This window comes from Cellulomonas composti (assembly GCF_007990245.1).
In the GTDB taxonomy this organism is placed as follows: Bacteria; Actinomycetota; Actinomycetes; order Actinomycetales; family Cellulomonadaceae; genus Cellulomonas; species Cellulomonas composti.
The window spans coordinates 447,341-471,689 of record NZ_BJWG01000001.1; the positions used below are offsets into that span (position 1 = coordinate 447,341).

20 protein-coding genes are annotated in these 24,349 nt (G+C 73.3%); 12 read left to right on the forward strand and 8 right to left on the reverse strand.

All coding sequences use genetic code 11. The features are described 5' to 3' along the window. Positions 1 to 79: 79 nt before the first annotated feature. Positions 80 to 457, reverse strand: coding sequence for a YbaB/EbfC family nucleoid-associated protein (locus CCO02nite_RS02050; RefSeq protein ID WP_146841338.1), 378 nt, complete (start codon positions 455 to 457; stop codon positions 80 to 82). A 242-nt stretch (positions 458 to 699) separates the two neighbouring features. On the opposite strand from CCO02nite_RS02050, the gene CCO02nite_RS02055 reads away from it, so the two are divergent. From CCO02nite_RS02055 to CCO02nite_RS02075, 5 genes are all read left to right on the forward strand, one after another. After that, a complete protein-coding gene (locus tag CCO02nite_RS02055; RefSeq protein ID WP_146841339.1) occupies positions 700 to 1,281 on the forward strand; it encodes a DUF3000 domain-containing protein in 582 nt (193 codons plus the stop codon). Between the two features lie 164 nt (positions 1,282 to 1,445). Continuing rightward, on the forward strand, positions 1,446 to 1,895 hold the full coding sequence (locus CCO02nite_RS16310; protein WP_246117275.1) for a helix-turn-helix transcriptional regulator: 450 nt from the start codon (positions 1,446 to 1,448) through the stop codon (positions 1,893 to 1,895). Between the two features lie 137 nt (positions 1,896 to 2,032). After that, the gene (locus CCO02nite_RS02065) at positions 2,033 to 3,274 is read left to right on the forward strand and encodes an HRDC domain-containing protein (protein WP_246117276.1); all 1,242 of its coding nucleotides are present in this window, start codon (positions 2,033 to 2,035) and stop codon (positions 3,272 to 3,274) included. Between the two features lie 152 nt (positions 3,275 to 3,426). Beyond that, complete coding sequence (locus CCO02nite_RS02070) at positions 3,427 to 4,710, forward strand: thiolase family protein (protein ID WP_146841341.1); 1,284 nt, start codon at positions 3,427 to 3,429, stop codon at positions 4,708 to 4,710. Beyond that, complete coding sequence (locus tag CCO02nite_RS02075; RefSeq protein ID WP_146841342.1) at positions 4,707 to 6,839, forward strand: 3-hydroxyacyl-CoA dehydrogenase NAD-binding domain-containing protein; 2,133 nt, start codon at positions 4,707 to 4,709, stop codon at positions 6,837 to 6,839. Before CCO02nite_RS02070 ends, CCO02nite_RS02075 begins: the two co-directional genes overlap by 4 nt. A 71-nt stretch (positions 6,840 to 6,910) precedes the next feature. Here the strand turns inward: CCO02nite_RS02075 and pflA are convergent, their stop codons facing one another. The 3 genes from pflA to dxs all read right to left on the reverse strand — a co-directional run bounded on the left by pflA (position 6,911) and on the right by dxs (position 12,224). Beyond that, positions 6,911 to 7,801, reverse strand: coding sequence for a pyruvate formate-lyase-activating protein (pflA, locus tag CCO02nite_RS02080; protein ID WP_146841343.1), 891 nt, complete (start codon positions 7,799 to 7,801; stop codon positions 6,911 to 6,913). A 99-nt stretch (positions 7,802 to 7,900) separates the two neighbouring features. Then, positions 7,901 to 10,174: a formate C-acetyltransferase gene (pflB, locus tag CCO02nite_RS02085; RefSeq protein ID WP_146841344.1), complete on the reverse strand. Its 2,274-nt coding sequence runs from the start codon at positions 10,172 to 10,174 to the stop codon at positions 7,901 to 7,903. Positions 10,175 to 10,328: 154 nt separating this feature from the next. Continuing rightward, positions 10,329 to 12,224, reverse strand: coding sequence for a 1-deoxy-D-xylulose-5-phosphate synthase (gene dxs, locus CCO02nite_RS02090; protein ID WP_443092607.1), 1,896 nt, complete (start codon positions 12,222 to 12,224; stop codon positions 10,329 to 10,331). 171 nt (positions 12,225 to 12,395) lie between these two features. Here dxs and CCO02nite_RS02095 point away from each other — a divergent pair, with 171 nt between their 5' ends. The 7 genes from CCO02nite_RS02095 (at position 12,396) to CCO02nite_RS02125 (ending at position 18,466) form a co-directional block, all read left to right on the forward strand. Next, the gene (locus CCO02nite_RS02095; RefSeq protein ID WP_146841346.1) at positions 12,396 to 13,850 is read left to right on the forward strand and encodes a GuaB1 family IMP dehydrogenase-related protein; all 1,455 of its coding nucleotides are present in this window, start codon (positions 12,396 to 12,398) and stop codon (positions 13,848 to 13,850) included. Between the two features lie 5 nt (positions 13,851 to 13,855). After that, complete coding sequence (locus tag CCO02nite_RS02100; protein WP_146841347.1) at positions 13,856 to 14,548, forward strand: type 1 glutamine amidotransferase; 693 nt, start codon at positions 13,856 to 13,858, stop codon at positions 14,546 to 14,548. Between the two features lie 20 nt (positions 14,549 to 14,568). Further along, a complete protein-coding gene (locus CCO02nite_RS02105; RefSeq protein WP_146841486.1) occupies positions 14,569 to 15,267 on the forward strand; it encodes an NUDIX hydrolase in 699 nt (232 codons plus the stop codon). Then, positions 15,264 to 16,163: an aminoglycoside phosphotransferase family protein gene (locus CCO02nite_RS02110; RefSeq protein ID WP_246117277.1), complete on the forward strand. Its 900-nt coding sequence runs from the start codon at positions 15,264 to 15,266 to the stop codon at positions 16,161 to 16,163. The genes CCO02nite_RS02105 and CCO02nite_RS02110 overlap by 4 nt, the downstream gene beginning before the upstream one ends. A 183-nt stretch (positions 16,164 to 16,346) precedes the next feature. Then, the gene (locus CCO02nite_RS02115; RefSeq protein ID WP_146841349.1) at positions 16,347 to 16,901 is read left to right on the forward strand and encodes an aromatic ring-opening dioxygenase LigA; all 555 of its coding nucleotides are present in this window, start codon (positions 16,347 to 16,349) and stop codon (positions 16,899 to 16,901) included. Positions 16,902 to 17,016: 115 nt separating this feature from the next. Next, positions 17,017 to 17,880 (forward strand): alpha/beta fold hydrolase, encoded by an 864-nt coding sequence (locus tag CCO02nite_RS02120; protein WP_146841350.1) that lies wholly within the window; start codon positions 17,017 to 17,019, stop codon positions 17,878 to 17,880. Further along, positions 17,873 to 18,466: a TetR/AcrR family transcriptional regulator gene (locus CCO02nite_RS02125; RefSeq protein ID WP_146841351.1), complete on the forward strand. Its 594-nt coding sequence runs from the start codon at positions 17,873 to 17,875 to the stop codon at positions 18,464 to 18,466. Before CCO02nite_RS02120 ends, CCO02nite_RS02125 begins: the two co-directional genes overlap by 8 nt. Before the next feature lie 4 nt (positions 18,467 to 18,470). Here CCO02nite_RS02125 and CCO02nite_RS02130 read toward each other — a convergent pair whose 3' ends face one another. The 4 genes from CCO02nite_RS02130 to CCO02nite_RS02145 form a co-directional block, all read right to left on the reverse strand. Beyond that, positions 18,471 to 19,739 carry a serpin family protein gene (locus CCO02nite_RS02130; protein ID WP_222593112.1) on the reverse strand — a complete coding sequence of 423 codons (1,269 nt, stop codon included), beginning with the start codon at positions 19,737 to 19,739 and terminating at the stop codon, positions 18,471 to 18,473. Between the two features lie 43 nt (positions 19,740 to 19,782). Further along, entirely contained in the window at positions 19,783 to 21,051 is a 1,269-nt protein-coding gene (locus tag CCO02nite_RS02135; RefSeq protein WP_146841352.1) for a serpin family protein, read from the reverse strand. A 56-nt stretch (positions 21,052 to 21,107) separates the two neighbouring features. Then, positions 21,108 to 23,855: an aconitate hydratase AcnA gene (gene acnA / locus CCO02nite_RS02140; RefSeq protein ID WP_146841353.1), complete on the reverse strand. Its 2,748-nt coding sequence runs from the start codon at positions 23,853 to 23,855 to the stop codon at positions 21,108 to 21,110. Between the two features lie 233 nt (positions 23,856 to 24,088). After that, positions 24,089 to 24,247, reverse strand: a complete 159-nt coding sequence (locus CCO02nite_RS02145; protein WP_146841354.1) for a translation initiation factor 2 — start codon at positions 24,245 to 24,247, stop codon at positions 24,089 to 24,091. Positions 24,248 to 24,349: the final 102 nt, after the last annotated feature.

Here is a 24,349-nt window from a genome sequence, read left to right on the forward strand (position 1 = left end):
ACCGGCCGTGAGGGGTGCCTGCGCCAGCGTAGTGCGAGCCCCGCGCACCGCTCCGTGCGCGATCACCGGGCAAGACGGGTCAGCGCGTTCGCGCTGCCGGGGCGGGCCAGCTCGCCGCGATCGACTCGGCGGTCGCGCTGTCGCCGAAACCCTCGCGCACGAGCGCCATCACGCGGGCGCGCGCCTCCCGCTCGGCCGCGCTCGTCGTGCGCAGCAGCAGGGTCGCGAGCGCGGCCGGTGCGAGCCGGGTCGCGCCGGGTCCGAACGTGAGGTCGACGATCCGGCCGAGCGAGTCGACCTGCACGTCGACCTCCCCCCGCGGTGAGCGCGCGCGCTGGCGTACGTCGTCGACGCCCTGGCGCACCCGCTCGGCGGTCCGCGCACGCTCCTGCGCCGCCGCGATCGCCGCCCGCACCCCACCAGGGTCGCCCTCGCCGCCCACCGGTGTCCGCTCCATCCCGCAGCCCTCCTCACCTGAACCCACCTGAGCTCACCTGAGCTCACCTGAACTCACCTGAACTGACCTGAACCAGCCCGACCCCGACGCTACGTCGGCGGCCCCCCACGCGTCGCTCGTCATCCACAACCCCCCGACCCCACCGCCCGGGTGGGGCTGCTCGCGCACTCGACGGTGGGGTGGGGACACCACTGCGGCGCGCCGACGATGGTCGCGCCGGTGGCCGGTCGTACGCTCACGCCGTGACCAACGGACCCGACGACGTCCCCGCGGAGTTCATCCGTGCACTGCGCTCGTTGCGGACGGTGACGGTACGTCCGGAGGTCGTGCTCGACGAGGTGCCCGGACCGGCCAGGATCGCGCCGTACTCGGCCGCGCTGACAGCGGAGGTGCGCACCGCGCGGCGCTCGGTCTCGGCCGCGGAGCTCGCATCGGGCCGCTTCGTCGTACTGTTCGACCCGGCGGGCCAGGAGGCCTGGGACGGCTGCTTCCGGCTCGTCACGCTGGTCCGCGCGACGCTCGAAGCCGAGGTCGGCGCCGATCCGCTGCTCGCCGAGGTCGCCTGGACGTGGTTCCTCGACGCGCTCGCAGGTGCCGACCTGGACGCGCACGCGGCCGGGGGGACCGTGACGCGCGTGCTGTCGCAGAGCTTCGGCTCGCTCGAGATCCGTGCGGAGCAGACCGAGCTGGAGATCCGGGCCTCGTGGACCGCGTCCGACGAGGATCTCGCGCCGCACCTGCGCGCATGGGAGACGCTGCTGTGCACCGCCGCCGGCCTGCCGCCGCTGCCTGAGGGCGTCGTGCCGCTCGGTCCGCGGTACTGACGCAGGGGGTGATCTCCGGGCCTCTCCTGTGCTCGCCCCGTTCACACGCACGTCGAGGTCTGGACAGCTCGCTCAAGTCGGACCGGGGCGCTGCCGATGACCTGCCTGTGACCATCGAACCGCTGCGACGTGGGACCGCCGTCCGTCGGCCTGGCCTCACCGCGGTGGCTCCTGTGCAGCGCGCGACCACGGCGCACCAGATGTGCGTCGTCGTCACCGAGGTCGCGGAGGGCGACGGTACGGCGCTGGTGGCCAACCTGCGCCGCCGGGGTGCGCACCGCGTGGTCGTCCTGACCCGTAACGCCAGCCGCGCCGAGCTCGGGATCCTGCTCGCGGGTGGCGTGCGCGGCGCGATCGCCAGCCAGACCGTTCCGATGCTGGTCCGTCTGCCCACCGCCCCGCCCGCGGCGCCGCCCCTGCCGGAGCTGACGCACCGCGAGGTGAGCGTCCTGCAGCTCGTGGCCGAGGGCAAGAGCAACCGCGTGATCGGCGAGGACCTCGGCCTCTCGGCGCTCACCGTCAAGAGCCACCTCGCACGCATCTCGCGCAAGTTCGGCACGGGTGACCGCGCCCAGCTCGTCGCGATGTCCTTCCGCGGCGGTCTGCTGCGCTGAGCGCTGGTCCGCCGCAGCCGGCGCCGCTGTGGTGCGTGCTCGTGCCGCCCCGGGCGTGACGTGCTGCGTTGACACGTGGGCGACACCGCACCCGCGCCTGCGCGAAGCCGAGGCGTGCAGCGCCTACGGTGGGGCACGTGGGGATCAGCGACGCGGTCGACGAGCCGGAGCGCACCGTCGTCGCGCTCACCGAGCCCGCCGAGGGCGTTCCTGCCGTCGTCGAGACCGCCGAGGCGCTCGCCGCGACGATCGCGGCGTTCGGCGCGGGGACCGGACCTGTCGCGGTCGACGCGGAACGCGCGTCCGGCTACCGCTACGGCCAGCGCGCCTACCTCGTCCAGCTCCGCCGGGAGGGTCCGGGAACAGCCCTGATCGACCCGGTGCCGCTGCCGGACCTGAGCGGTCTGTCCGACGCGCTCGTCGGGGTCGAGTGGGTGCTGCACGCGGCGTCGCAGGACCTGCCCTGCCTGGCCGAGGTCGGCCTGCGACCGACCCGTGTGTTCGACACCGAGCTCGCCGCACGGCTGCTCGGGCTCGAGCGCGTGGGGCTCGCGGCCGTCGTCGCCGAGACCCTCGGTCTCGGACTGGCCAAGGAGCACTCGGCCGTCGACTGGTCGACCCGACCCCTGCCGCCCGAGTGGCTGCGGTACGCCGCGCTCGACGTCGAGCTGCTGATCCAGGTGCGCGAGGTGCTCGCCGAGCGGCTCGCAGTCGACGGCAAGGCGGAGTGGGCGGCGCAGGAGTTCGAGGCCGCGCGGCTCGCTCCCCCGCCCGCGCCGCGGGTCGAGCCGTGGCGCCGGGTCTCCGGTCTGCACACGCTGCACGACGCACGGCGACTCGCCGTGGTGCGCGAGCTGTGGGTCGCGCGGGACGCGAACGCACAGCAACGCGACGTGTCCCCCGGTCGCGTGCTGCCGGATGCCGCGATCGTCGCCGCGGCGCACGCGCTGCCGCGCTCGGTCCCGGCTCTGATCGCCCTGCCGGCGTTCTCGGGCAAGGGCACGCGCCGGCGCGCGACGCTGTGGCAGAGCGCGATCGACCGCGGCCTGGCCCTGCCCGACTCCGAGCTGCCGTCGGTCCGCGGTCCACGCTCGGACGCGCCGCCCCCGCCGCGGGCGTGGGCGGAGAAGGACCCGGCGGCGGCCGCTCGCCTCGCGGCAGCCCGCGACGTCGTCGCAGCGATCTCGCAGGAGCGTTCCGTCCCGGCCGAGAACCTGCTGCAGCCCGACCTGCTGCGGCGGCTGTGCTGGACCCCTCCGGACCCGCTGGACGAAGCCGGCATCCGCACGGTCCTCACGGCCGGCAGTGCCCGGCCGTGGCAGGTCGACCTCGTCGCACCGCCGTTCGCAGCCGCGTTCGCCGCACTTCCGGACTCCTGAACCGCACCCGTCCGGGCGACGCGCGACACGTCCGCAGGACTTCGTCGCAACGGAGGGCCCCTCGTCGGGTCCGTGATGTTACTCTCGGGTAACTTGCGTAGGACCTAGGTCCCGCGCACTCCCTGGACACCGCCGTCCCACCGGAGGCCCCGATGCCCGCGCCCGCTGGTTCCACGTCCGACACGCCCCCGACGACCCGCTCGGCTGCGCCGGCCCGCGTCCGACGCACCGTCTTCGTCGACGGCGTCCGCACGCCGTTCGGCCGCGCCCGTCCGGACGGGCTGTACGCGCACACGCGTGCCGACGACCTCGCCGTGGCGACCGTCCGCGAGCTGCTCCGCCGCCACCCCCAGCTCCCGCCGGAACGGATCGACGAGGTCGCCATCGCCGCGACGACGCAGACCGGCGACCAGGGCCTGACGCTCGGCCGGACCGTCGGCGTGCTGGCCGGCCTGCCGCGCACCGTCCCCGGCTACGCGATCGACCGCATGTGCGCGGGCGGCATGACGGCCGTCACCACCGTGGCCGGCGCGATCGGCGTCGGCGCCGCCGACGTCGTGCTCGCGGGCGGCGTCGAGCACATGGGCCGCCACCCGATGGGGTTCGACGCCGACCCGAACCCCCGCTTCGTGTCCGAACGTCTCGTCGCGAACGACGCGCTGAACATGGGCGTGACGGCCGAGAACCTGCACGACCGGTTTCCCGCGCTCACCCGCGAGCGGGCCGACGCGTTCGGTGTCGCCAGCCAGGCCAAGTACGCCGCGGCTCTCGCGGCCGGCCGGATCGAGCCGGACCTCGTCCCGGTCGCGACGCGCGACCCCGAACGGGGCTGGGGCATCGCGACGGCCGACGAACCCCCGCGTCCGGGCACGACCATGGCGGGTGTCGCGGGCCTGGCCACGCCGTTCCGTCCCGGCGGCCGCGTCACCGCTGCGACCTCGGCACCCCTGACCGACGGTGCGGCGAGCTGCCTGCTCGCCGCGGAGGACTCCGCCGCCGAGCTGGGGCTGCCGGTGCGCATGCGCATGGTCACGTTCGCCTACGCGGGCGTCGAGCCCGAGATCATGGGCATCGGGCCGGTGCCCGCGACACGACGTGCGCTGGCTCGCGCAGGCCTGACGATCGACGACATCGGACTGTTCGAGCTCAACGAGGCGTTCGCGGTGCAGGTGCTCGCGTTCCTCGACGCGTACGGGATCGCCGACGACGACCCGCGCGTGAACCCCTACGGCGGCGCGATCGCCGTGGGCCACCCGCTCGCCTCGTCGGGCGTGCGCCTCATGACCCAGCTCGCGCGCCAGTTCGCCGAGCACCCCGAGGTCCGGTACGGACTGACGAGCATGTGCGTCGGGCTCGGCCAGGGCGGCACGGTCGTCTGGGAGAACCCCCACCACGCGGACTACGTCCCGACGAACGACCCGGAGGTCGAGCTGTGAACGACGCCGCCACCACCCCGCCGGCACCCCGCGTCGAGCGCGTCTCGCACGCCCTGGCGCGCGACGTCGCACTGCCCGACGGCGCCGGCACGCTCGTCCTGGTGACGATCGACAACGGCCTGGACCACACCAGGCCGACGACGCTCGGCCCGTCGGGCATCGCCGAGCTCACCGCGACGCTCACCACCGTGCAGGCACGCGTCCGGGCCGGTGAGGTACGGGCCGTCGCCGTCACGGGCAAGCCGTACTTCCTCGCGGCCGGCGCCGACCTCACGCAGGTCGCGACCGTGACCTCGCGCGACGACGCGCTCGCGCTGGGCCGCGACGGTCATCGCGCGTACGCGCTCCTGCAGGACATGGGCGTCCCCACGTTCGCGTTCGTGAACGGCGTCGCGCTGGGCGGCGGCCTGGAGCTCGCGCTCAACTGCGACTACCGCACCGCGGCCGCCGACGTGCGTGCGCTCGCGCTGCCGGAGACCAGCCTCGGCCTCGTTCCGGGCTGGGGCGGCGCCTACCTCGTCCCGCGGCTCGTGGGCGTCGAGCGCGCGCTCGACGTCATCCTCGCCCGCCCGGCCGCCAACAAGCCGTTCACGGCGCAGCAGGCAGCCGAGATCGGGCTCGTCGACGTCGTGCTCGACGCGGCCGACTTCCTCGTCGAGTCCGTGCGCTGGGCGGCCCGCGTGCTCGCCGGGCAGGTCGAGGTCCCTCGCCGTGCGCTCGACGACGAGGAGACGTGGCGGGCCGTCACGGCCGCGGCACGCGCGCGGCTCGACGCGACGATCCACCGCTCGCGGCCGGCGCCGTACCGGGCGCTCGACCTCGTCGCCGCCGCGCGGAGCGCGTCCCGCGACGAGGCGTTCGCAGCCGAGGACGAGGCGCTCGCCGACCTGATCATGTCCGACGAGATGCGCGCGTCGGTGTACGCGTTCGGGCTCGTCTCGGGCGGCAAGCGCCCGGTCGGCGCACCCGACAAGGCACTGGCCCGCAAGGTGACGCGCGTCGGCATCGTCGGCGCCGGCCTGATGGCGGCACAGATCGCGGTGCTGTTCGCGCAGCGGCTCGGCGTCCCGGTCGTGATGCGCGACCTCGACGACGAGCGTGTCGGCCACGGTCTGGGCGCCGTGCGGCAGTCCGTCGAGCGGCTGGTCGCCTCGGGCCGGGTCTCCGAGCCCGCCGCGGCCCGCCTGCTCGGGTCGATCACGGGCACGACCGAGCTCGCCGACCTCGCGAGCTGCGACTTCGTCATCGAGGCCGTCACGGAGGTGCTCGCGCTCAAGAAGCGGGTGTTCGCGGAGGTCGAGCAGATCGTCTCGCCCGAGACGATCCTGGCGACCAACACCTCGGCGCTGTCGATCACGCAGATGGCCGCCGACCTGGCGCACCCCGAGCGCGTCGTCGGCCTGCACTTCTTCAACCCGGTCGCCGCGATGCCGCTGGTCGAGGTCATCCACGCCGAGCACACCTCGCCCGAGGCGCTCGCGACGGGGTTCGCGGTCGCGGACAAGCTGCGCAAGACCGCGGTGCTCGTGGCCGACCGGCCCGGCTTCGTCGTCAACCGTCTGCTCGTGCTCCTGCTGGGCGTGATCGTCGACGCCGTCGAGCACGGGACCCCCGTCGAGGTCGCCGACCGTGCGCTGCGCCCGCTGGGGCTGCCGATGCCGCCGTTCGAGCTGTTCGACCTCGTCGGACCCGCGGTGGGGCTGCACGTCCTCACGTCGCTGCGGGCCGACCTGGGCGAACGGTTCCCGCGCTCGCCGGGCCTCGAGAAGCTCGTCGCCGACGGCACGAAGGTCGTGCAGTCGGCACCCAAGGGGCTGCCCAAGCCGGTCGATCCGGCGATCCAGGCGACGTTCGACGCGGTCCGCGAGGTCGCGTCGGCGGACGAGCCGCTCGACGAGGCCGGCGTGCTCGACGCGGTGCTCACGGCCCTCACGGTCGAAGTCGGTCACATGCTCGACGAGGGCGTCGTCGCCACGCCGCAGCAGATCGACCTGTGCATGATCCTGGGCGCCGGATGGGGCTTCCATCTCGGCGGGCTGACGCCGTACCTCGACCGCACGGGCTGCAGCGAGCGGATCCTCGGTCGCCGTCTCCTGCCGGACGGGGTCGCGAACGCGTCCACCGCCTGACCAGGCACGGCGACGATCGCCGGGACGCGGGCGCCGTTCGGGCGCCGGCCGACGAAGTGCGGCAGGTCCTCCTAGAAGACCTGCAGGCCGCGGGACCGGAACTGGTCGCGGACGCGTTCGACGAGCTCGGGGCTCGGCGGCTGCGTGTCCTCGAGCTCGTAGGTCATGCCCAGCTCGACCCACTTGTCCCGACCCATCTGGTGGAACGGCAGCACCTCGACCCGCGTGACGCACTCACCGAGCGAGGCCACGTACTGCGCGACGATCTCGACGTTCTCCACGTCGTCGGTGAGGCCGGGGACCAGGACGAAGCGGATCCACACCTCGGTGTCGCCGCGTGCGGCGAGCCGGCGGCCGAACTGGAGCGTCGGCTCGAGCTCGCGTCCGGTGACCTTGCGGTAGGTGTCCGGGTCGCCGGACTTCACGTCGAGGAGCACCAGGTCGATGTCGTCGAGCATCTCGTCCGTGCACAGCGCGCCCAGGTTGCCGGACGTGTCGATCGCCGTGTGCACCCCGATCTCCTTCGCACCGCGCATCAGGCGCTTGACGAACGCGGGCTGCATGAGCGGCTCGCCGCCCGAGACCGTCAGGCCCCCGCCGGTCGCCTTCATCACGCCGCGGTAGCGCTTGACCCGCCCGAGGAGCTCCTTGGCGGTGACGTCCGTGCCCCGACGCATCTCCATCGTGTCGGGGTTGTGGCAGTAGAGGCAGCGCAGCGGGCATCCCGCCAGGAACACCGTCAGGCGCGTGCCGGGGCCGTCGACCGCGGTGACGAGCTCCCACGAGTGCACCGAGCCGATCTTGCCCTTGCGCACCGCCGAGAGCTTGTCGGAGCGGGTCTCGCTCTCCGCCTCTTCCAGGCCGTCGGTGCCCGCACCCTGCACGCGGCCGAGCGCGCCCCCGATCAGCGGCATGCCCAGCTCGACGACGGGGGCGCCGACCGGCTCGATCACCGTGCTCATCGTCGCCTCCCGTCGTGGTGAGTGCCTGCTCCGACCGTACTCGTCGTCCCGTGGGAGGGCCGCCTTCGAGCGGGCAGCCCTCCCACGGGACGTGCTGCGTCAGACCGCGCCGTGGAAGGTGCGGGACAGGACGTCGAGCTGCTGCTCGCGGGTCAGCCGGACGAAGTTCACCGCGTAGCCGCTGACGCGGATGGTCAGCTGCGGGTAGTTCTCCGGGTGGTCCATGGCGTCCAGGAGCGTCTCGCGGTTCAGCACGTTGATGTTCATGTGGTAGCCGTTGGACATCGTGTACGCGTCGAGCAGACCGACGAGGTTCTTCACCTGCTCGTCCTTCGTGCGACCCAGGCCGCTGGGCACCACGGACGAGGTCAGCGAGATGCCGTCCTGCGCGTCGGAGTACTGCAGCTTGCCGACCGAGAGCGCCGAGGCGAGCATGCCGTGCGTGTCGCGGCCGTTCATCGGGTTGGCACCCGGCGCGAACGGCTCACCCGCGCGACGGCCGTCGGGCGTCGAGCCCGTGGCCTTGCCGTAGACGACGTTCGACGTGATCGTCAGCACCGACTGCGTGTGCCGCGCGTTGCGGTAGGTCGGGTACTCGCGGATCTTGCGCATGAACGTCTCGACGAGATCCACCGCGATCTCGTCGGCACGGTCGTCGTCGTTGCCGAACGCCGGGAAGTCGCCCTCGATCTGGTACTCGGTGACCAGGCCGTCGGCCGTGCGCAGCGCGCGGACCTTGGCGTACTTGATCGCCGACAGCGAGTCGGTCACGACCGACAGGCCGGCGATGCCGCAGGCCATCGTGCGCAGGATCTCGCGGTCGTGCAGCGCCATCTCGATGCGCTCGTACGCGTACTTGTCGTGCATGTAGTGCACGCAGTTGAGCGCGTCGACGTAGGTCTGGGCGAGCCAGTCCATCTCCTTGTCGAACTTCGACATGACGTCGTCGTAGTCCAGGAACTCGCCCTCGACGGGTGCGCTGACCGGCGCGACCTGCTTGCCGGAGACCTCGTCACGGCCGCCGTTGATGGCGTACAGCAGTGCCTTGGCGAGGTTGACGCGGGCACCGAAGAACTGCATCTGCTTGCCGACACGCATCGGGGACACGCAGCACGCGATGGCCGCGTCGTCGCCCCAGTCGCAGCGGATGAGCTCGTCGGACTCGTACTGCACCGCGGACGTGTCGATCGAGACCTGCGCGCAGTACTCCTTGAAGCCGGTGGGCAGCTCGTCGCTCCACAGGACCGTCATGTTCGGCTCGGGGGCCGGGCCCAGGTTGTAGAGCGTCTGGAGGTACCGGAACGACGTCTTGGTGACGAGCGTGCGCCCGTCCTCGCCCATGCCGCCGATCGACTCGGTCACCCACGTCGGGTCGCCCGAGAACAGCGTGTCGTACTCCGGGGTGCGCAAGAAGCGCACGATCCGCAGCTTGATCACGAAGTCGTCGATGATCTCCTGCGCCTGCTCCTCGGTGAGGACGCCGGCGTCGAGGTCACGCTGGATGAACACGTCGAGGAACGTCGAGGTGCGGCCCAGCGACATCGCGGCGCCGTTCTGCTCCTTCACGGCGGCCAGGTAGGCGAAGTACAGCCACTGCACCGCCTCGACGCCGCTCGTCGCCGGACCCGAGATGTCGAAGCCGTACGACGCGGCCATCTGCTTGAGCTCGCCGAGCGCACGCATCTGCTCGGAGAGCTCCTCACGGGCGCGGATGACGTCCTCGACCGAACGCTCCATGTCGAGGTCGGCCTTCTCGAGCTTCTTCGCGGCGATCAGCGCGTCCACGCCGTACAGCGCGACGCGACGGTAGTCGCCGATGATCCGGCCACGGCCGTAGGCGTCCGGCAGACCCGTGATGATGTGCGACGAGCGCGCGGCGCGCACGTCCGGCGGGTAGGCGTCGAACACGCCGTCGTTGTGGGTCTTGCGGTACTTGGTGAAGATCTCGGTGACGACCGGGTCCTCTTCGTACCCGTAGGTCTTGAGCGAGGTCTGCACCATGCGGTAGCCACCGTTGGGCATGATCGCGCGCTTGAGCGGCGCGTCGGTCTGCAGGCCGACGATGAGCTCGTCGTCCTTGCTGATGTACCCGGGCGCGTGCGACGTGATGGTCGACGGCGTCTTCGCGTCGATGTCGTACACGCCCTTCTCGCGCTCCTCGGGGAACATCGCCGCGAGCGTGTCCCAGATCCCGGTCGTGCGGGCGGTCGGCCCGGCCAGGAACGCGGAGTCACCGGTGTACGGCGTGTAGTTGCGCTGGATGAAGTCGCGGACGTCGACGTGGTCCACCCAGGGCCCGGTCACGAACCCTTCCCATGCGGCGGGCGTCGTTGCCTCGAGGTGATCAGTGCCGGGTACGGCCGTGGTGGACATCTGCGCTCCTTGTTGGAATCGGTCCGACAACTCGAACCTACGAAGCAAATGATGGGATGTCTCAGGACCTGCGTCCCAGCACCAGTGTGCGCCCTGTCACAGCGCACCGCGAGAGCCTCCGTACGGCCCCGTGCGGCGCGCGTTCAGCGCCCGTTCAGCGCCCGTCGAGCGCGGCCAGGACGTCGCGCGCGACGTCCTGCGGCGTGAGGCGCAGCGAGCCCGTGAGCTGTTCGCGCGTGGCGTGCGCCAGGAACGTGCGCGGGATGCCGACGCACTGCACGGGCGTCGTGATGCCCTGCTCCCCCGCGCGCTGCGCGATGTGCGCACCGATGCCGCCGTCGACGAGTCCGTCCTCGATCGTCAGCACGTGGTCGTGCTCACCGACGAGCTTGACCAGGGCCTCCGGCACCGGGAGCACCCAGCGCGGGTCGACGACGCTCACGCGCAGCCCGTGCGCGGCGAGGAGCGTGCCCGTCTCGAGCGCGCACGCCGCCATCGCACCGACGCCGACGACGAGCACCGAGGTCGCCGCGTCGCCGGCTCCGTCGTGACGGGCGAGGACGTCGACGCCGTCCACGTCCTCGAGCGCGGGGATCTCGTCGCCGAGCGCACCTTTCGGGTAGCGCACGACCGTCGGCGCGTCGTCGACGTCGACGGCCTCGCGCAACGCGCTGCGCAGCGTCGCCTCGTCGCGCGGAGCCGCCAGGCGCAGCCGCGGCACGATCGAGAGCATCGCCATGTCCCACATGCCGTTGTGGCTCGCTCCGTCGTCGCCGGTCAGGCCGGCGCGGTCGAGCACGAAGGTGACACCCGCGCGGTGCAGCGCGACGTCCATCAGCACCTGGTCGAACGCACGGTTCAGGAAGGTCGCGTACACCGCGACGACGGGGTGCAGGCCCCCGAAGGCCATGCCCGCGGCCGAGGTCGCGGCGTGCTGCTCCGCGATGCCGACGTCGAACACGCGCGTCGGGAACTCGGCCGCGAACGGCGCGAGCCCGACGGGCTGGAGCATCGCGGCCGTGATCGCGACCACGTCGGGACGACGGCGACCGATCCGCACGATCTCGTCGGCGAACACGCCGGTCCAGCCGAACCTCGACGGAGCGACCGGCAGGCCGGTCTCGGGGTGGATCCGGCCCACGGCGTGGAACCGGTCCGCCACGTCCTGCTCGGCGGGCGTGTACCCGCGCCCCTTCTCCGTGATGACGTGCACGATCACGGGTGCGCCGAACGACTGCGCGCGGCGCAGCGCGCGTTCGACCGCGGGCTCGTCGTGCCCGTCGACCGGACCGATGTACTTCAGCCCGAGGTCCTCGAACATGCCCTGCGGCGCGACGACGTCCTTGATGCCCTTCTTGAGCCCGTGCAGCGCGTCGTAGGCGATCCGCCCGGGCGGACCCGAGCGGTTGAGCGTGCGCTTGCCCCACGACAGGACGCTCTCGTAGCCCTGGGTCGTGCGCAGCGTGTCGAGGTGGTACGCGAGCCCGCCGATGGTCGGCGCGTAGGAGCGACCGTTGTCGTTCACGACGACGACGAGCCGGCGGTCCTCGGTCGCGGCGATGTTGTTCAGCGCCTCCCAGGCCATGCCGCCCGTGAGCGCGCCGTCGCCGATCACCGCGACCACGTGCCGGTCGTCGCGGCCCTGCACCTCGTTGGCCTTGGCGATACCGTCCGCCCAGCTCAGCGCGGTGGACGCGTGCGAGTTCTCGACCACGTCGTGCTCGGACTCGGACCGGCTCGGGTACCCCGAGAGCCCGTCGCGGTGCCGCAGCCTGCGGAAGTCTCCGCGGCCCGTGAGCAGCTTGTGCACGTAGGACTGGTGACCGGTGTCGAACACGAGAGTGTCCCGCGGGGACTCGAACACGCGGTGCAGCGCGATCGTCAGCTCGACCACGCCGAGGTTGGGGCCGAGGTGACCGCCCGTACGCGAGACCGAGTCGACGAGGAACGTGCGGATCTCCTCGGCGAGCGCCGTGACCTGTGCGGGGCGCAACGCGCGCACGTCGGCGGGAGAGCCGATGGTGGGCAGGATCGGCTTCGGCTTGGGCACGCCTCTCGCCTCCGTCCGGGTCCGTCCGTGATTGTGGCGGCGCTGCCGCGCGGTGCGGCCGCCGACTGCGTGTCGACCTCCCACTGTAGAGCCGACCCCGCCCGCAGTCGTGCGATGACAGGTGTCGCGGGCCTGCATCCGCCTACCATGGGCCGGAAAGGGGAACCCTCCATGCGCTTCCTGCCTGGCCAGTCGGCCACCTCCGACCTCACGTACGGCGACGTCTTCCTCGTGCCGTCGCGTTCCGAGGTCACCTCCCGCTTCGACGTCGACCTCGCGAGCGTCGACGGCACCGGCACGACGATCCCGGTGGTCGTCGCGAACATGACCGCGGTCGCCGGTCGCCGGATGGCCGAGACGGTCGCCCGTCGTGGCGGGATGGCGGTCATCCCGCAGGACATCCCGGTGGACGTCGTCGCCGACGTGGTGGCCTCCGTCAAGGCCGCGCACCCGGTCGTCGAGTCGCCGGTGGTCGTCTCGCCGCACGACACCGTGCACACCGCGCTCACGCTGATCGGCAAGCGATCGCACGGCGCGGCCGTCGTCGTCGAGGACGGCCGTCCGGTGGGCGTCGTGACCGAGGCCGACTGCCAGGGTGTCGACCGGTTCACGCAGGTCGCGGACGTCATGACCGGGCAGCCGACGACCGTCGACCTGGACGTCGTCGAGCAGGGCGGCCTGCGCGGCCTCGAGGCGGCGTTCGAGACGCTGCACGCCGGCCGGCGCCGGTTCTCCCCGGTCGTCCGCGACGGCCGCCTCGTCGGGGTGCTCACGCAGGTCGGCGCGTTGCGCTCGTCGATCTACCGACCCGCGCTCGACGAGCAGGGCCGCCTGCGCATCGCGGCAGCCGTCGGCATCAACGGCGACGTCAAGGCCAAGGCCGCCGCGCTGCTCGAGGCGGGCGTCGACACGCTCGTCGTCGACACCGCGCACGGCCACCAGCGCAAGATGCTCGAGGCGCTCGCCGCGGTGCGTGCGCTCGACCCGCAGGTGCCGGTCGTCGCCGGCAACGTCGTGACGGCCGAGGGCACGCGCGACCTCGTCGAAGCCGGTGCCGACATCGTCAAGGTCGGCGTCGGGCCGGGTGCGATGTGCACCACGCGCATGATGACCGCGGTCGGCCGCCCGCAGTTCTCGGCGGTGCTCGAGTGCGCCGCGGAGGCCCGCCGGCTCGGCCGGCACGTGTGGGCCGACGGCGGGGTGCGCCACCCGCGCGACGTCGCGCTCGCGCTCGCCGCGGGCGCCTCGCAGGTCATGGTCGGGTCCTGGTTCGCCGGCACGCACGAGTCGCCCGGCGACCTGCACGAGGACGGCACCGGTCGGCTCTACAAGGAGTCGTTCGGCATGGCGTCGGCGCGTGCGGTCGCGGCGCGCACACGCGGTGGCTCGGCGTTCGACCGCGCGCGCAAGGCCGTGTACGAGGAGGGCATCTCGTCGTCCCGGATGTACCTCGACCCGCGCCGTCCGGGCGTGGAGGACCTGCTCGACCAGATCACGTCCGGCGTGCGCTCGGCCGCGACCTACGTGGGTGCGGTCACGCTCGACGAGCTGCACGACCGCGCGGTCGTCGGGATCCAGTCCGCCGCCGGGTACGAAGAAGGCCGCCCCCTGCCGGACGGGTGGTGAGCGTCGTGCGACCTGTCCTGGTGCTCACGCACGTCCACTACGAGGGCCCCGGCCTGATCGCGCCCGGCCTGGACACCCCGCTGCGCGTCCGCACGGTCGTCGGGGACCCCGCACCGCGCCTGCCCGCGCTCGACGAGCTCGCGGGGATCGTCGTGATGGGCGGTCCGATGGACGCCGACGACGACGCGGGCTTCCCCGGTCTCGCGGCCGAGCGACGGCTGCTGGCCGAGGCGGTGGAGGCCGACGTGCCCGTGCTCGGCGTGTGCCTCGGCATGCAGCTGCTGGGCCTGGCGCTCGGCGCGCGCCTGCACCGTCGGCACGGCACCGAGATCGGCTTCGGCGAGGTCGACGTCGTCGCCGAGGACGTCGTGCTGGGGCCGCTCGGCACCCGGCCGACCGTGCTGCACTGGCACTCCGACGCGATCGACCTGCCCGCCGGTGCGACGCTGCTCGCCTCGAACGACGCCACGCCGGTGCAGGCGTTCCGGGCCGGTGCGGCGCTCGGCGTGCAGTTCCACATCGAGCTCGAGCCGTCGATGCTCGACCTGTGGCTCGGCACGCCCGACCTCGTCGGCGAGCTCGACGACGAGGCGGTCGCGCAGATCCGCAGCGACGGTGCGAGACACCTGCCGACGCTCGTGCCTGCGGCCCGCAAGCTCGTCGCCGCGTTCGCGGACCAGGTGCAGGCCCGCGGGTGAGCCCGGGGGTGGGCTCGGCGGTGGGCTCGGGGCCGGGTCCGGGCGACGCCGTGCCGGACGCCCGGGCGCAGCTCACGGCGCTGTGCGCGCGCGGCCTGGACTGGCAGGTCGACCCCGCCCGCTGGGCCGCGCTGGGGGCGTCGGCGCGGCCGGCGGCGGTGCTCGTGCTGTTCGGGCTGCTCGACGACGTCCCCGCGGCCGCCGACCGGCCCGCCGTCGCGGCCGGGCTGGACGTGCTGCTGCAGCGCCGCGCCGCGTCGCTCGGCCACCACGCCGGCCAGGTCTCGTTCCCCGGCGGGCGGCTCGAGCCCGACGACGCCGGCCCGCGGGAGGCGGCGTTGCGCGAGGCCGTCGAGGAGGTCGGCCTGGACCCGGCGGGCGTCGAGGTCCTCGGCACGCTCCCGCCGCTCGCGCTGCCGGTCAGCGACCACCTCGTCACGCCCGTCCCGGCGTGGTGGACCCGCCCGTCGCGCGTCGCCGCGGTCGACCACGCGGAGACGGTCGACGTGTTCCGCATCCCGGTCGCGGACCTGCTCGACCCGGTGCACCGCGGCGTCGTCGTGCACGAGCGCGCGGGGCGCACGGTGCGCACGCCGGCGTTCGACGTCGGGGACGTGCTGGTCTGGGGCTTCACCGCGATCGTGCTGGCGCGCATGTTCGACGCCCTCGGCTGGAGCGAGCCGTGGGACACCCGTCGCGTGCTGGACCCGGGCACGTGAGCGGCCCGGTGCACCCCAAGATCGAGATCGACGTCGACGCCCGGCTCGCACGCACCCTGCTCGCCGAGCAGCACCCGGACCTCGCCGACCTGCCCCTGCACGGCCGCGTGCACGGCTGGGACAACATCACGTGGCGGCTCGGCGACGGCCTCGCGCTGCGGTTCCCCGTGCGCGCGCTCTCCGCGCCCCTCGTCGAGCGCGAGCACCGCTGGCTGCCCCGCCTCGCCGCGCACCTGCCCGTGCCGGTGCCCGTTCCCGTGCGCACCGGTGCGCCGGGCCCGCACTTCCCGTGGTCGTGGTCCGTGGTGCCCTGGCTCGCGGGCACCACGGCCGCCCGGACCCGCGTCGAGGACCGGGCCGTTTGGGCCACCGACCTCGCCGAGGCGCTGGCGGCCCTGCACCGGCCGGCGCCGCCCGACGCACCGGAGAACCCGTTCCGGGCCGTCCCGCTCGCGACGCGTGCGGCGGTCGTCGGACCCCGGCTCGCCGCGGCGCACCTCCCCCACACGGACGTGCTCGCCGACGCGTGGGCCCGGGGCCTCGCGGCACCTGCGTACGGCGGGACGCCGCGGTGGGTGCACGGGGACCCCCACCCGGCCAACCTGCTCGCCGACCACGGCCGGCTCGTCGGCCTCATCGACTTCGGCGACCTGTCCGCGGGCGACCCGGCGTCCGACCTCGCGACGGCGTGGCTGACGTTCGGGCCGGCCGGGCGGGCCGCGTTCGTCGCACGGTCGGACGAGCTGCGCGGCTGGGACGACGCGACCTGGCAGCGCGCCCGCGCGTGGGCCGCGGCGTACGTCCCGACGCTGCTGGCACATCCCGACGAGTACCCGTCGCTGGCCGTCATCGGGCGGCACACCGCGGCGCAGCTCTCCCTCGACGCGGCGCTCTGACGCCTTCGCACCGCCCACCGCGGCGTGACCTGCGGTTCGGTCGGTGTACACGCGCATCCATGTGACCTGACGCACACGTGCCCTTGGTCCTACGAACTCACCCCTGCGTACCGAAACGATCAGTTCTGCGACCCGCTGACGGATCGCCCGGCACAGCCGGACCACCGCCCCGAAGGACTCTCGATGTCGACCTCCGCGACCGGCTCCAGCAACGGTCTCGTCCGTCTGCTCGCCCTCATCACCATCATCTTCGGCGGCGTGTTCATCGTCGCCGGGGCCGCCACCTGGATCGCCGTCTCGGTGAACCTCAAGGCGGAGAACATCACCGTCTCCGACGACGCCGAGGCGTTCGCCGGTCAGACCGTCGACACGCCGTGGGAGGCGTGGTCGCAGGCGGCCATCATCAACCACCACGCCCTCGCAGCCTCGGGCGGCCTGACCTACGCCGAGATCGGCGCCGAGATGACCGAGCTCAAGGCCGACCTCGCCGCACAGGGCCTGTCCGACGAGGAGATCGCCGCCAACGAGGACCTCATCGCGCTGCAGAACACCCGCACCACGGTCATGAACGGCTCGTTCCTGCGGGCCTCGCTGTTTACGTCGGTCATCGCCTTCGGCGTGGCCCTGCTCGTGGTCGGCCTGGGTGCGGTCGTCACCGTCATCGGTGTCGCGCTGCGCAAGCTCGCGCCCGCTGTCCAGGTCGAGGCCGCCGCGCCGGCGACGCCTGCGACCGCCTGACGGACGTCCCAGGACGCGCGGCCCCTGCCGCGCACCGAAGGCCCTCGCTCTCCCCCCGGAGCGAGGGCCTTCGCATGGGTTGACGCATGTGGCTAATGCAGTTAGCTTTCTGTTCGTGACGACCACCGTGCACCACCTCGACCGCGACGAGGGCCGCATCGCGTACACCCTCGACGGACCCGACGACGCACCGCTCGTCGTCCTGCTTCCCGGCATGGGCGACACGCGCAGCACCTGGCGCGAGCTCACCGGCCCCCTGCTCGCCGAGGGCTACCGCGTCGCGGTCGCCGACCTGCGCGGCCAGGGCGACTCGGACCTGACGTTCCGTACCTTCGGCGACGTCGCGACCGCGCAGGACGCGATCGCGCTCGTCGAGCACCTCGGCGGGCCGGCCGTGCTCGTCGGGCACTCGATGAGCGCCGGTGCGGCCGCGTGGGCCGCCGCGGAGCGTCCCGACCTCGTCGCCGGCCTCGCCCTGTCCGGACCGTTCCTGCGCGACCCGTCGGGCAACCGAGGCGGCGGGGCTGCCCGCATCGCGTTCCAGGCGGTCTTCGTACCGCCGTGGGGCGCGTTCGCGTGGACGTCGTACTACCGCTCGCCGCTGCACCGCGGCGCGCAGCAGCCGTGGCTCGACGAGCACGTCGCGGAGCTGCGTGCGAGCTACCGCTCGCGCGCGCGGCTGCGGCAGCTGCGTCGCCTCGCGGGCCAGCTCACGCACGCGGTCGTGGAGGCGCGCCTCGCCGAGGTCGACGCGCCCACGATCGCGTTCGTCGGAGCGCTCGACCCGGACTTCCCCGACCCGCGGGCGGAGGCCACCTGGATCCGCTCCGCGCTGGACGCGCAGGTCGTCCTGGTCGACGACGCCGCGCACTACCCGCACGCGCAGCGCGCCGACGTCGTGGTGCCCGAGGTGCTCGGCTTCCTCGCGGGGCTGCCGCGCGAGGTCGGGGGCTGGGCGCCCGCGCAGGCCCGTGCCTAGGGCGGGGCTGAGCCCACAGCTCGTCGCCGACCTGGCGCTCGCGGTCGTCGACGAGCACGGACCGGATGCGCTCACGCTCGCGGCCGTCGCCCAGCGGGCCGGCGTCGCGGTGCCGAGCCTCTACAAGCACGTCGCCGGGCTGCCTGCGCTGCGTGCGGCCGTCGCGCTGCACTGCGTGGACGAGCTCGCCGACGTGATGGCCGGTGCGCTCGACGGCAGGTCGTCGAGCGAGGCCCTCGTGGCGCTCGCGCACGCACTACGTCGTCACGCGCTCGCGCACCCGGGCCGCTACGCCGCTGCGCAGTCCGACTGGGTGCGCGAACCGTCCGCCGAGCTGCTGGTCGCGGGCGCCCGCGCCGTCGGGGTCGCGCGTGCGGCGGTCGCGGCGCTCGGCGTCCCGCCGGACCGGCAGGTCGACGCCGTGCGGGCCGTCCGCGCGACGCTGCACGGCTTCGTCTCGCTCGAGCTGGCCGGCGGGTTCGGGATGCCCGACGACGTCGACGTGAGCTTCGACTTCCTCGTCGCCGGGCTGGTCGAGGCCCTGGTGGCTGCCGGGGCGGGCACGGCACGGCCCGTCGTCGGCTGAGCGGTCAGCCGCGCGGGTCGCGGACCGCGGCGAGGAAGACCGGCCAGCCCGTCTCGCCGTCCTGCACCGCGAGCAGGAACGGACGGTCGACGTCGACCTCGAGGTCGACGAGCGGCGCCGCCGAGCCTGCATCGCCCAGCTCCGTCACGGCCGCTGCCCGCGTGCCCTCCTCGTCGACGAGGAGCACGGCCTGCTGAGTCGCCTGCGCGAGGGTGACGGGCGAACCGTCGGCCAGCACACCCGTGCGGGCCTGGCTCCCCACACCCAGCTCGTCGAGCACGCCGGCGAGGTTGGTCGTCGTGCGCAGCGCGAGCTTCGGCAGCGCCAGCCGGACGACCACCGGCGCCGCGTCGTCGAGCGCGGCCGACAACGCGGAGAGCACCTGCGGGTCCGCGCCCGCGGGATCCGTCGCCAGGTCCGAGCCGTCCGGCGGCAGGTACACGTCGGCGTGCAGGTCGTCGGCGTACGGGAGCCGCACGGCGACCCAGCCGTCGCGCTGCACGGCGGGAACGGTCAGCAGCGCGTGCATCGTCGGGACGTCCGCGCCGGCGCCCCCGCCGATCGCGAACGGCGCGTTCGACGTGCCCGCCTCCGCGAAGGGCTGCTGCCACGCCGCGGCGAACGCGACGACGTCCTGCAGCACCGTCACGAGGCTCTCGTCGGGCACGATCGCCGACCTGTCGACGAGACCGCCCGTCTCCAGCGCGACCCACGCGTCGAGCGCCGCCTTGCCGTCCGACGAGGCCAGGTCGGTGACGAGCACGCCGGCACCGAACGCCCGCCAGAGCCGGTCGAGGTAGGGCTGCGCGATCCGCGCGTCGTCGTCGACGACCACGCGCTGGCGGGTGTGGACCATCGGCGTGGTCGGTGGGTGCTCCGCCGCCACGAGCGCGGGGTCGCCGTCATAGCGCGCCAGTGCGGCGAGCAGCGCGTCGACGGCATCGGTCCGTTCCTGCCCGCTCGCGCCGAGCGCGGCGTCGAACGGCGCCGTCTCACCGTCCACCGCGCCCTCGGCCAGCATGGCCAGCGCCGAGACGAGGCTGGACGGCGACACCACCGCCCCCGCGTCGTCGTCGACGGCCTGCAGCGTCTCGACGCCGAGCGCCCACGACGCCGCCACCACGTCGTCGAGCGCACCGGCGTCCGCGACCGCGACCCGCGCGCGCTCCCCCGTGCCCGTCTTCTCCTGCGCCGCCTGCACCGTGCCGCCGCACCCTGCCAGCGCCAGCACGCCCAGGACCGCCCCCGCCCGCAGCATCCTCATACCGACCATGTGTGCTCATCCGCCGGATCCCTGCAGGCGGACGGGACCGGCGTCAGCCTGCGCGCGGGTCGAGCACCTCGGCCAGGAAGACCGGCCAGCCGGTGGTGGTGTCGCGCACGACCATGAGGAACGGCCGGTCGAGCACGACCTGGTTCGGCGGTGGCATCCGCAACGACTCGGTGACGCCGACCGAGGTCACCGCGGCGGCGCGCGTGCCCTCCTCGTCGACCTGCAGCACCGCCTGCTGGACCGCCTGCACGGCGGAGCCCTCCACGACTCCGGTGAGGTCGGCGCCGACGATCCCGAGGCCCGCGAGCAGGGTCATGAGGTCGGTGGTCGACTCGAGGTCGATCGTCGGGAGCCGGACCAGCACGCGATCGGCGGCTGCGTCGTCGAGCGCGGTCGACAGGCCCGCGAGCGTCGTCGGCTCGGCGGCCGACGGGTCGTCCGCCGCGGCGCTGCCCTCGGGCGGCAGGTACAGGTCGGCGACGAGGTCGTCCCGGTACGGCAGCCGGACCGCCTGCCAGCCGTCGGCGGAGACCGCCGCCGTGTCGAACTCCCCCTCCATCGTCGGGACCAGGACGCGTTCGCCGACCACCGTGAACGGCTGGTCACCGGACAGGGCGACGTCGAACGGCGTCTTCCACGCGGCCGCGAGCACGACCGCGTCCTGCAGCACCGCGACCAGGTTCGGGTCCGGCGTGATCGGGCTCGTCGGCACGAGGCCGCCCGTGTGGGTCCGGGCGAACTCGTCGAGCGCGTCGCTGCGCGTCGCGAGGTCGTCGACGACGACTCCCGCGCCGTAGCCCGCCGCGAGCCGGTCGAGGAACGCCCGCTGCGGCGTCGCGTCGTCGTCGACGACGATCTGCTGGGCGGTGTGCAGCATCGGGACGACGGGCAGCTTGTCGGCGGCCACCAGCGCCGGGTCGCCCTCGTAGCGTGCAAGCGCGGCCAGCAGTGCGTTGACGGCGTCGGTGCGCTCGTCGCCCACGGCGCCCAGCGCGGCGTCGAACGGCGCGTGCCCGTCGCCCGCGCCCTCGCCGAGCATCGCGAGCGCGGTGAGCAGGCTCGACGGCGAGACGACCGTCCCGTCGTCGTCCTCGCCCTCACGCAGCGCCTCGACCCCGAGCGCCCATGTCGCGGCGACCACGTCGTCCAGCGCGTCCGCGTCGTCGAGCCGGACCGTCACCCGCGTGACGTCGGCGCGGGCTGTTGCGCTCGGCGGCGCGGTGGGTGAGGCGGCACAGCCGCCCAGGACTGCCGTGCCGCCCACGACCGCTCCGGCCACGACCGCACCCGTCATCCGCACTGCTCCGCGCATGCCCTGACTGTGTCGCGACCCCCCGCGATCTTGCGTGCGCAGGGGGTCGCGGCCGATCAGGCGACGCCGGCGACCTGGCGCAGGACGTACTGCAGGATGCCGCCGTTGCGGTAGTAGTCCGCCTCACCGGGGGTGTCGATGCGCACGACGGCGTCGAACGCGACGACCGAGCCGTCGGCCTTCGTCGCGGTGACCGCGACCGTGCGCGGCGTGACACCGTCGTTGAGCGCGGTGACCCCTGCGATGTCGAACGTCTCGGTGCCGTCGAGCCCGAGCGAGTCGGCCGACTCACCCTCGGGGAACTGCAGCGGCAGGACGCCCATCCCGATGAGGTTGGAGCGGTGGATGCGCTCGAACGACTCGGTGATGACCGCGCTCACGCCGAGCAGGCGCGTGCCCTTGGCCGCCCAGTCGCGCGAGCTGCCCGAGCCGTACTCCTTGCCGCCCAGCACGACGAGCGGCACGCCCGCGGCCTGGTACGCGACCGACGCGTCGTAGATCGTCGCGTCCTCGCCCGTGAGCAGGTTCTTGGTGAACCCGCCCTCGACCCCGGGCACGAGCTGGTTGCGCAGCCGGATGTTCGCGAACGTGCCGCGGATCATGACCTCGTGGTTGCCGCGGCGCGAGCCGTAGGAGTTGAAGTCCCGGCGGTCGACGCCGTGCTGCGCCAGGTACAGACCCGCGGGCGAGTCCGCCTTGATCGAGCCGGCGGGGCTGATGTGGTCGGTCGTGACCGAGTCGCCCAGCTTGGCCAGCACGCGTGCGCCGGTGATGTCCGTGACGGCCTCGGGAGTGGCGCCCATCCCCTCGAAGTACGGGGGCTTGCGCACGTAGGTGGAGGCCGGGTCCCACGAGAAGACGTTGCCCTCGGGCGTCTCGAGGCCGCGCCAGCGCTCGTCACCCGCGAACACGTCCGCGTAGTCGTCCTCGAACATCTTGCGGTCGATCGACGCGTCGATCGTGGCCTGCACGGACTCCGGCGTCGGCCAGATGTCCCGCAGGAACACCGGGTGGCCGTCCTCGGTACGGCCGAGCGGGTCCGCCTCGAAGTCGAAGTCCATCGTCCCGGCGAGCGCGTACGCGATGACCAGCGGCGGCGACGCGAGGTAGTTCAGCTTCACGTCCGGGTTGATGCGACCCTCGAAGTTGCGGTTCCCGGACAGGACCGCCGCGACCGCGAGGTCGTTCTCCTGCACGACGGCCGAGACCTGCTCGTCGAGCGGACCCGAGTTGCCGATGCAGGTCGCGCAGCCGTACCCGACGAGGTGGAAGCCGAGCTTCTCGAGGTACGGCCACAGGCCGGCCTTCTCGTAGTAGTTGGTCACGACCTGCGATCCGGGCGCCATCGACGTCTTGACCCAGGGCTTGGCGACCAGCCCCTTCTCGACCGCGTTCTTGGCGAGCAGTGCGGCGGCGAGCATGACGGACGGGTTCGAGGTGTTGGTGCACGACGTGATCGACGCGATCGCGACGGCGCCGTGGAACAGCTCGAAGTGGCGCCCCTGACTGTCGGTCACCGGGTGCGTGCGGGTCACGGCCGACGAGATCGCGGGCGAGTCCGAGGCCGGGAAGGACTCCCGCTCGGCCTCGTCGGTCGCGAGCGCCACCTCGGGCGCGTACGTCGGCAGGTCACGCTGGAACTGCTCCTTGGCCCGGCTCAGCTCGATGCGGTCCTGCGGGCGCTTGGGGCCGGCGATCGACGGGACGACCGTCGACAGGTCGAGCTCGAGGTACTCGGAGTAGACGGGTTCGGTGTAGCCGGCGGCGCTCGGGTCGTGCCACAGGCCCTGCTCCTTGGCGTACGCCTCGACCAGCGCGAGCTGCTCGGCGGAGCGGCCGGTGAGCCGCAGGTAGTCGATCGTGACGCCGTCGATCGGGAAGATCGCGACGGTCGAGCCGAACTCCGGGCTCATGTTGCCGATGGTCGCGCGGTTCGCGAGCGGCACCGCCGCGACGCCCTCGCCGTAGAACTCGACGAACTTGCCGACGACGCCGTGCTGGCGCAGCTTCTGCGTGATCGTGAGCACGACGTCGGTCGCGGTGACGCCGGCCGGGATGTTCCCCGTCAGCCTGAACCCGACGACGCGCGGGATGAGCATCGAGACCGGCTGGCCCAGCATGGCCGCCTCGGCCTCGATGCCGCCGACGCCCCAGCCGAGCACGCCCAGGCCGTTGACCATCGTGGTGTGCGAGTCGGTGCCGACGCACGTGTCCGGGTACGCCTTGCCGTCACGCACCATGACGACGCGCGCGAGGTACTCGATGTTGACCTGGTGGACGATGCCGGTGCCCGGCGGGACGACCTTGAAGTCGTCGAACGCCGTCTGGCCCCAGCGCAGGAACTGGTAGCGCTCGCGGTTGCGCTGGTACTCCAGCGCGACGTTGCGCTCGAACGCGTCGGCGCGCCCTGCGACGTCGATCTGCACGGAGTGGTCGATCACCATCTCGGCGGGAGCCAGCGGGTTGATCCGCTCCGGGTCTCCCCCGAGCTCGGCGACCGCCTCGCGCATCGTCGCGAGGTCGACGACGCACGGCACGCCCGTGAAGTCCTGCATGATCACGCGCGCCGGCGTGAACTGGATCTCGGTGTCCGGCTGGGCGTCCGGGTCCCACGCGGCGAGCGCGCGGATGTGGTCGGCGGTGATGTTCGCGCCGTCCTCGGTGCGCAGCAGGTTCTCGGCGAGCACCTTGAGACCGAACGGGAGGCGTTCGAGGCCGGGAACGGCCGCCAGCCGGTAGATCTCGTACGAGGCGTCACCGACCTCGAGAGTTCCCTGCGATCCGAAGCTGTCGACGGTGCTCACTGGCGCTCCTCCACGTGCGGCGAGTCGGCCAGGATCTGGGGGTATCCCGGCTCGCGGGGCGTCCGCCCAGCGTAGCCGCTGCGGACGCGATTATCTCGACGTCAAGATACATGGTTCGGGGCGCCGGCGCGACCGCGGCCCGCCGGGCGAGCGCGCTCCGACGGGCCACAGTGGTCGCTCAGCGCTTGCGCAGTGCTCGCGCTGCGCTCGCGCTGCGCTCACTCGGTGCTCGCTCAGTGCTCGTCGCGCTTGACGGCCTCCTCGGCCTTGCGCTCGGCCTCGACGGCCCGCCGGTGCGCGCGCGCGTCGTACTCGGGAGTTCCCTGCTTGTAGAGCTCCTGGGTGGCCGTGCGCCGGGCCTCGGCCAGCCTGTGCTCGTCGTGCTCGCTCATCGCTGCGTCCCCTCTCGTCGTCCGCGGGCCGTGCCCGCAGTGTCCACGCTAGGCCGCGGCGACCGCGCGCACCATCGCAGCCCGGACCGGACGTCGGCCCCC

Coding starts and splice junctions, on each gene's coding strand:
- CCO02nite_RS02095 (WP_146841346.1), top strand. CDS start 12,396: ATGCGCTTCCTGCCTGGCCAGTCGGCCACCTCCGACCTCACGTACGGC.
- pflB (WP_146841344.1), bottom strand. CDS start 10,174: ATGTCCACCACGGCCGTACCCGGCACTGATCACCTCGAGGCAACGACG.
- CCO02nite_RS02115 (WP_146841349.1), top strand. CDS start 16,347: ATGTCGACCTCCGCGACCGGCTCCAGCAACGGTCTCGTCCGTCTGCTC.
- CCO02nite_RS02145 (WP_146841354.1), bottom strand. CDS start 24,247: ATGAGCGAGCACGACGAGCACAGGCTGGCCGAGGCCCGGCGCACGGCC.
- pflA (WP_146841343.1), bottom strand. CDS start 7,801: ATGAGCACGGTGATCGAGCCGGTCGGCGCCCCCGTCGTCGAGCTGGGC.
- CCO02nite_RS02135 (WP_146841352.1), bottom strand. CDS start 21,051: ATGCGCGGAGCAGTGCGGATGACGGGTGCGGTCGTGGCCGGAGCGGTC.
- CCO02nite_RS02070 (WP_146841341.1), top strand. CDS start 3,427: ATGCCCGCGCCCGCTGGTTCCACGTCCGACACGCCCCCGACGACCCGC.
- CCO02nite_RS02130 (WP_222593112.1), bottom strand. CDS start 19,739: ATGGTCGGTATGAGGATGCTGCGGGCGGGGGCGGTCCTGGGCGTGCTG.
- CCO02nite_RS02050 (WP_146841338.1), bottom strand. CDS start 457: ATGGAGCGGACACCGGTGGGCGGCGAGGGCGACCCTGGTGGGGTGCGG.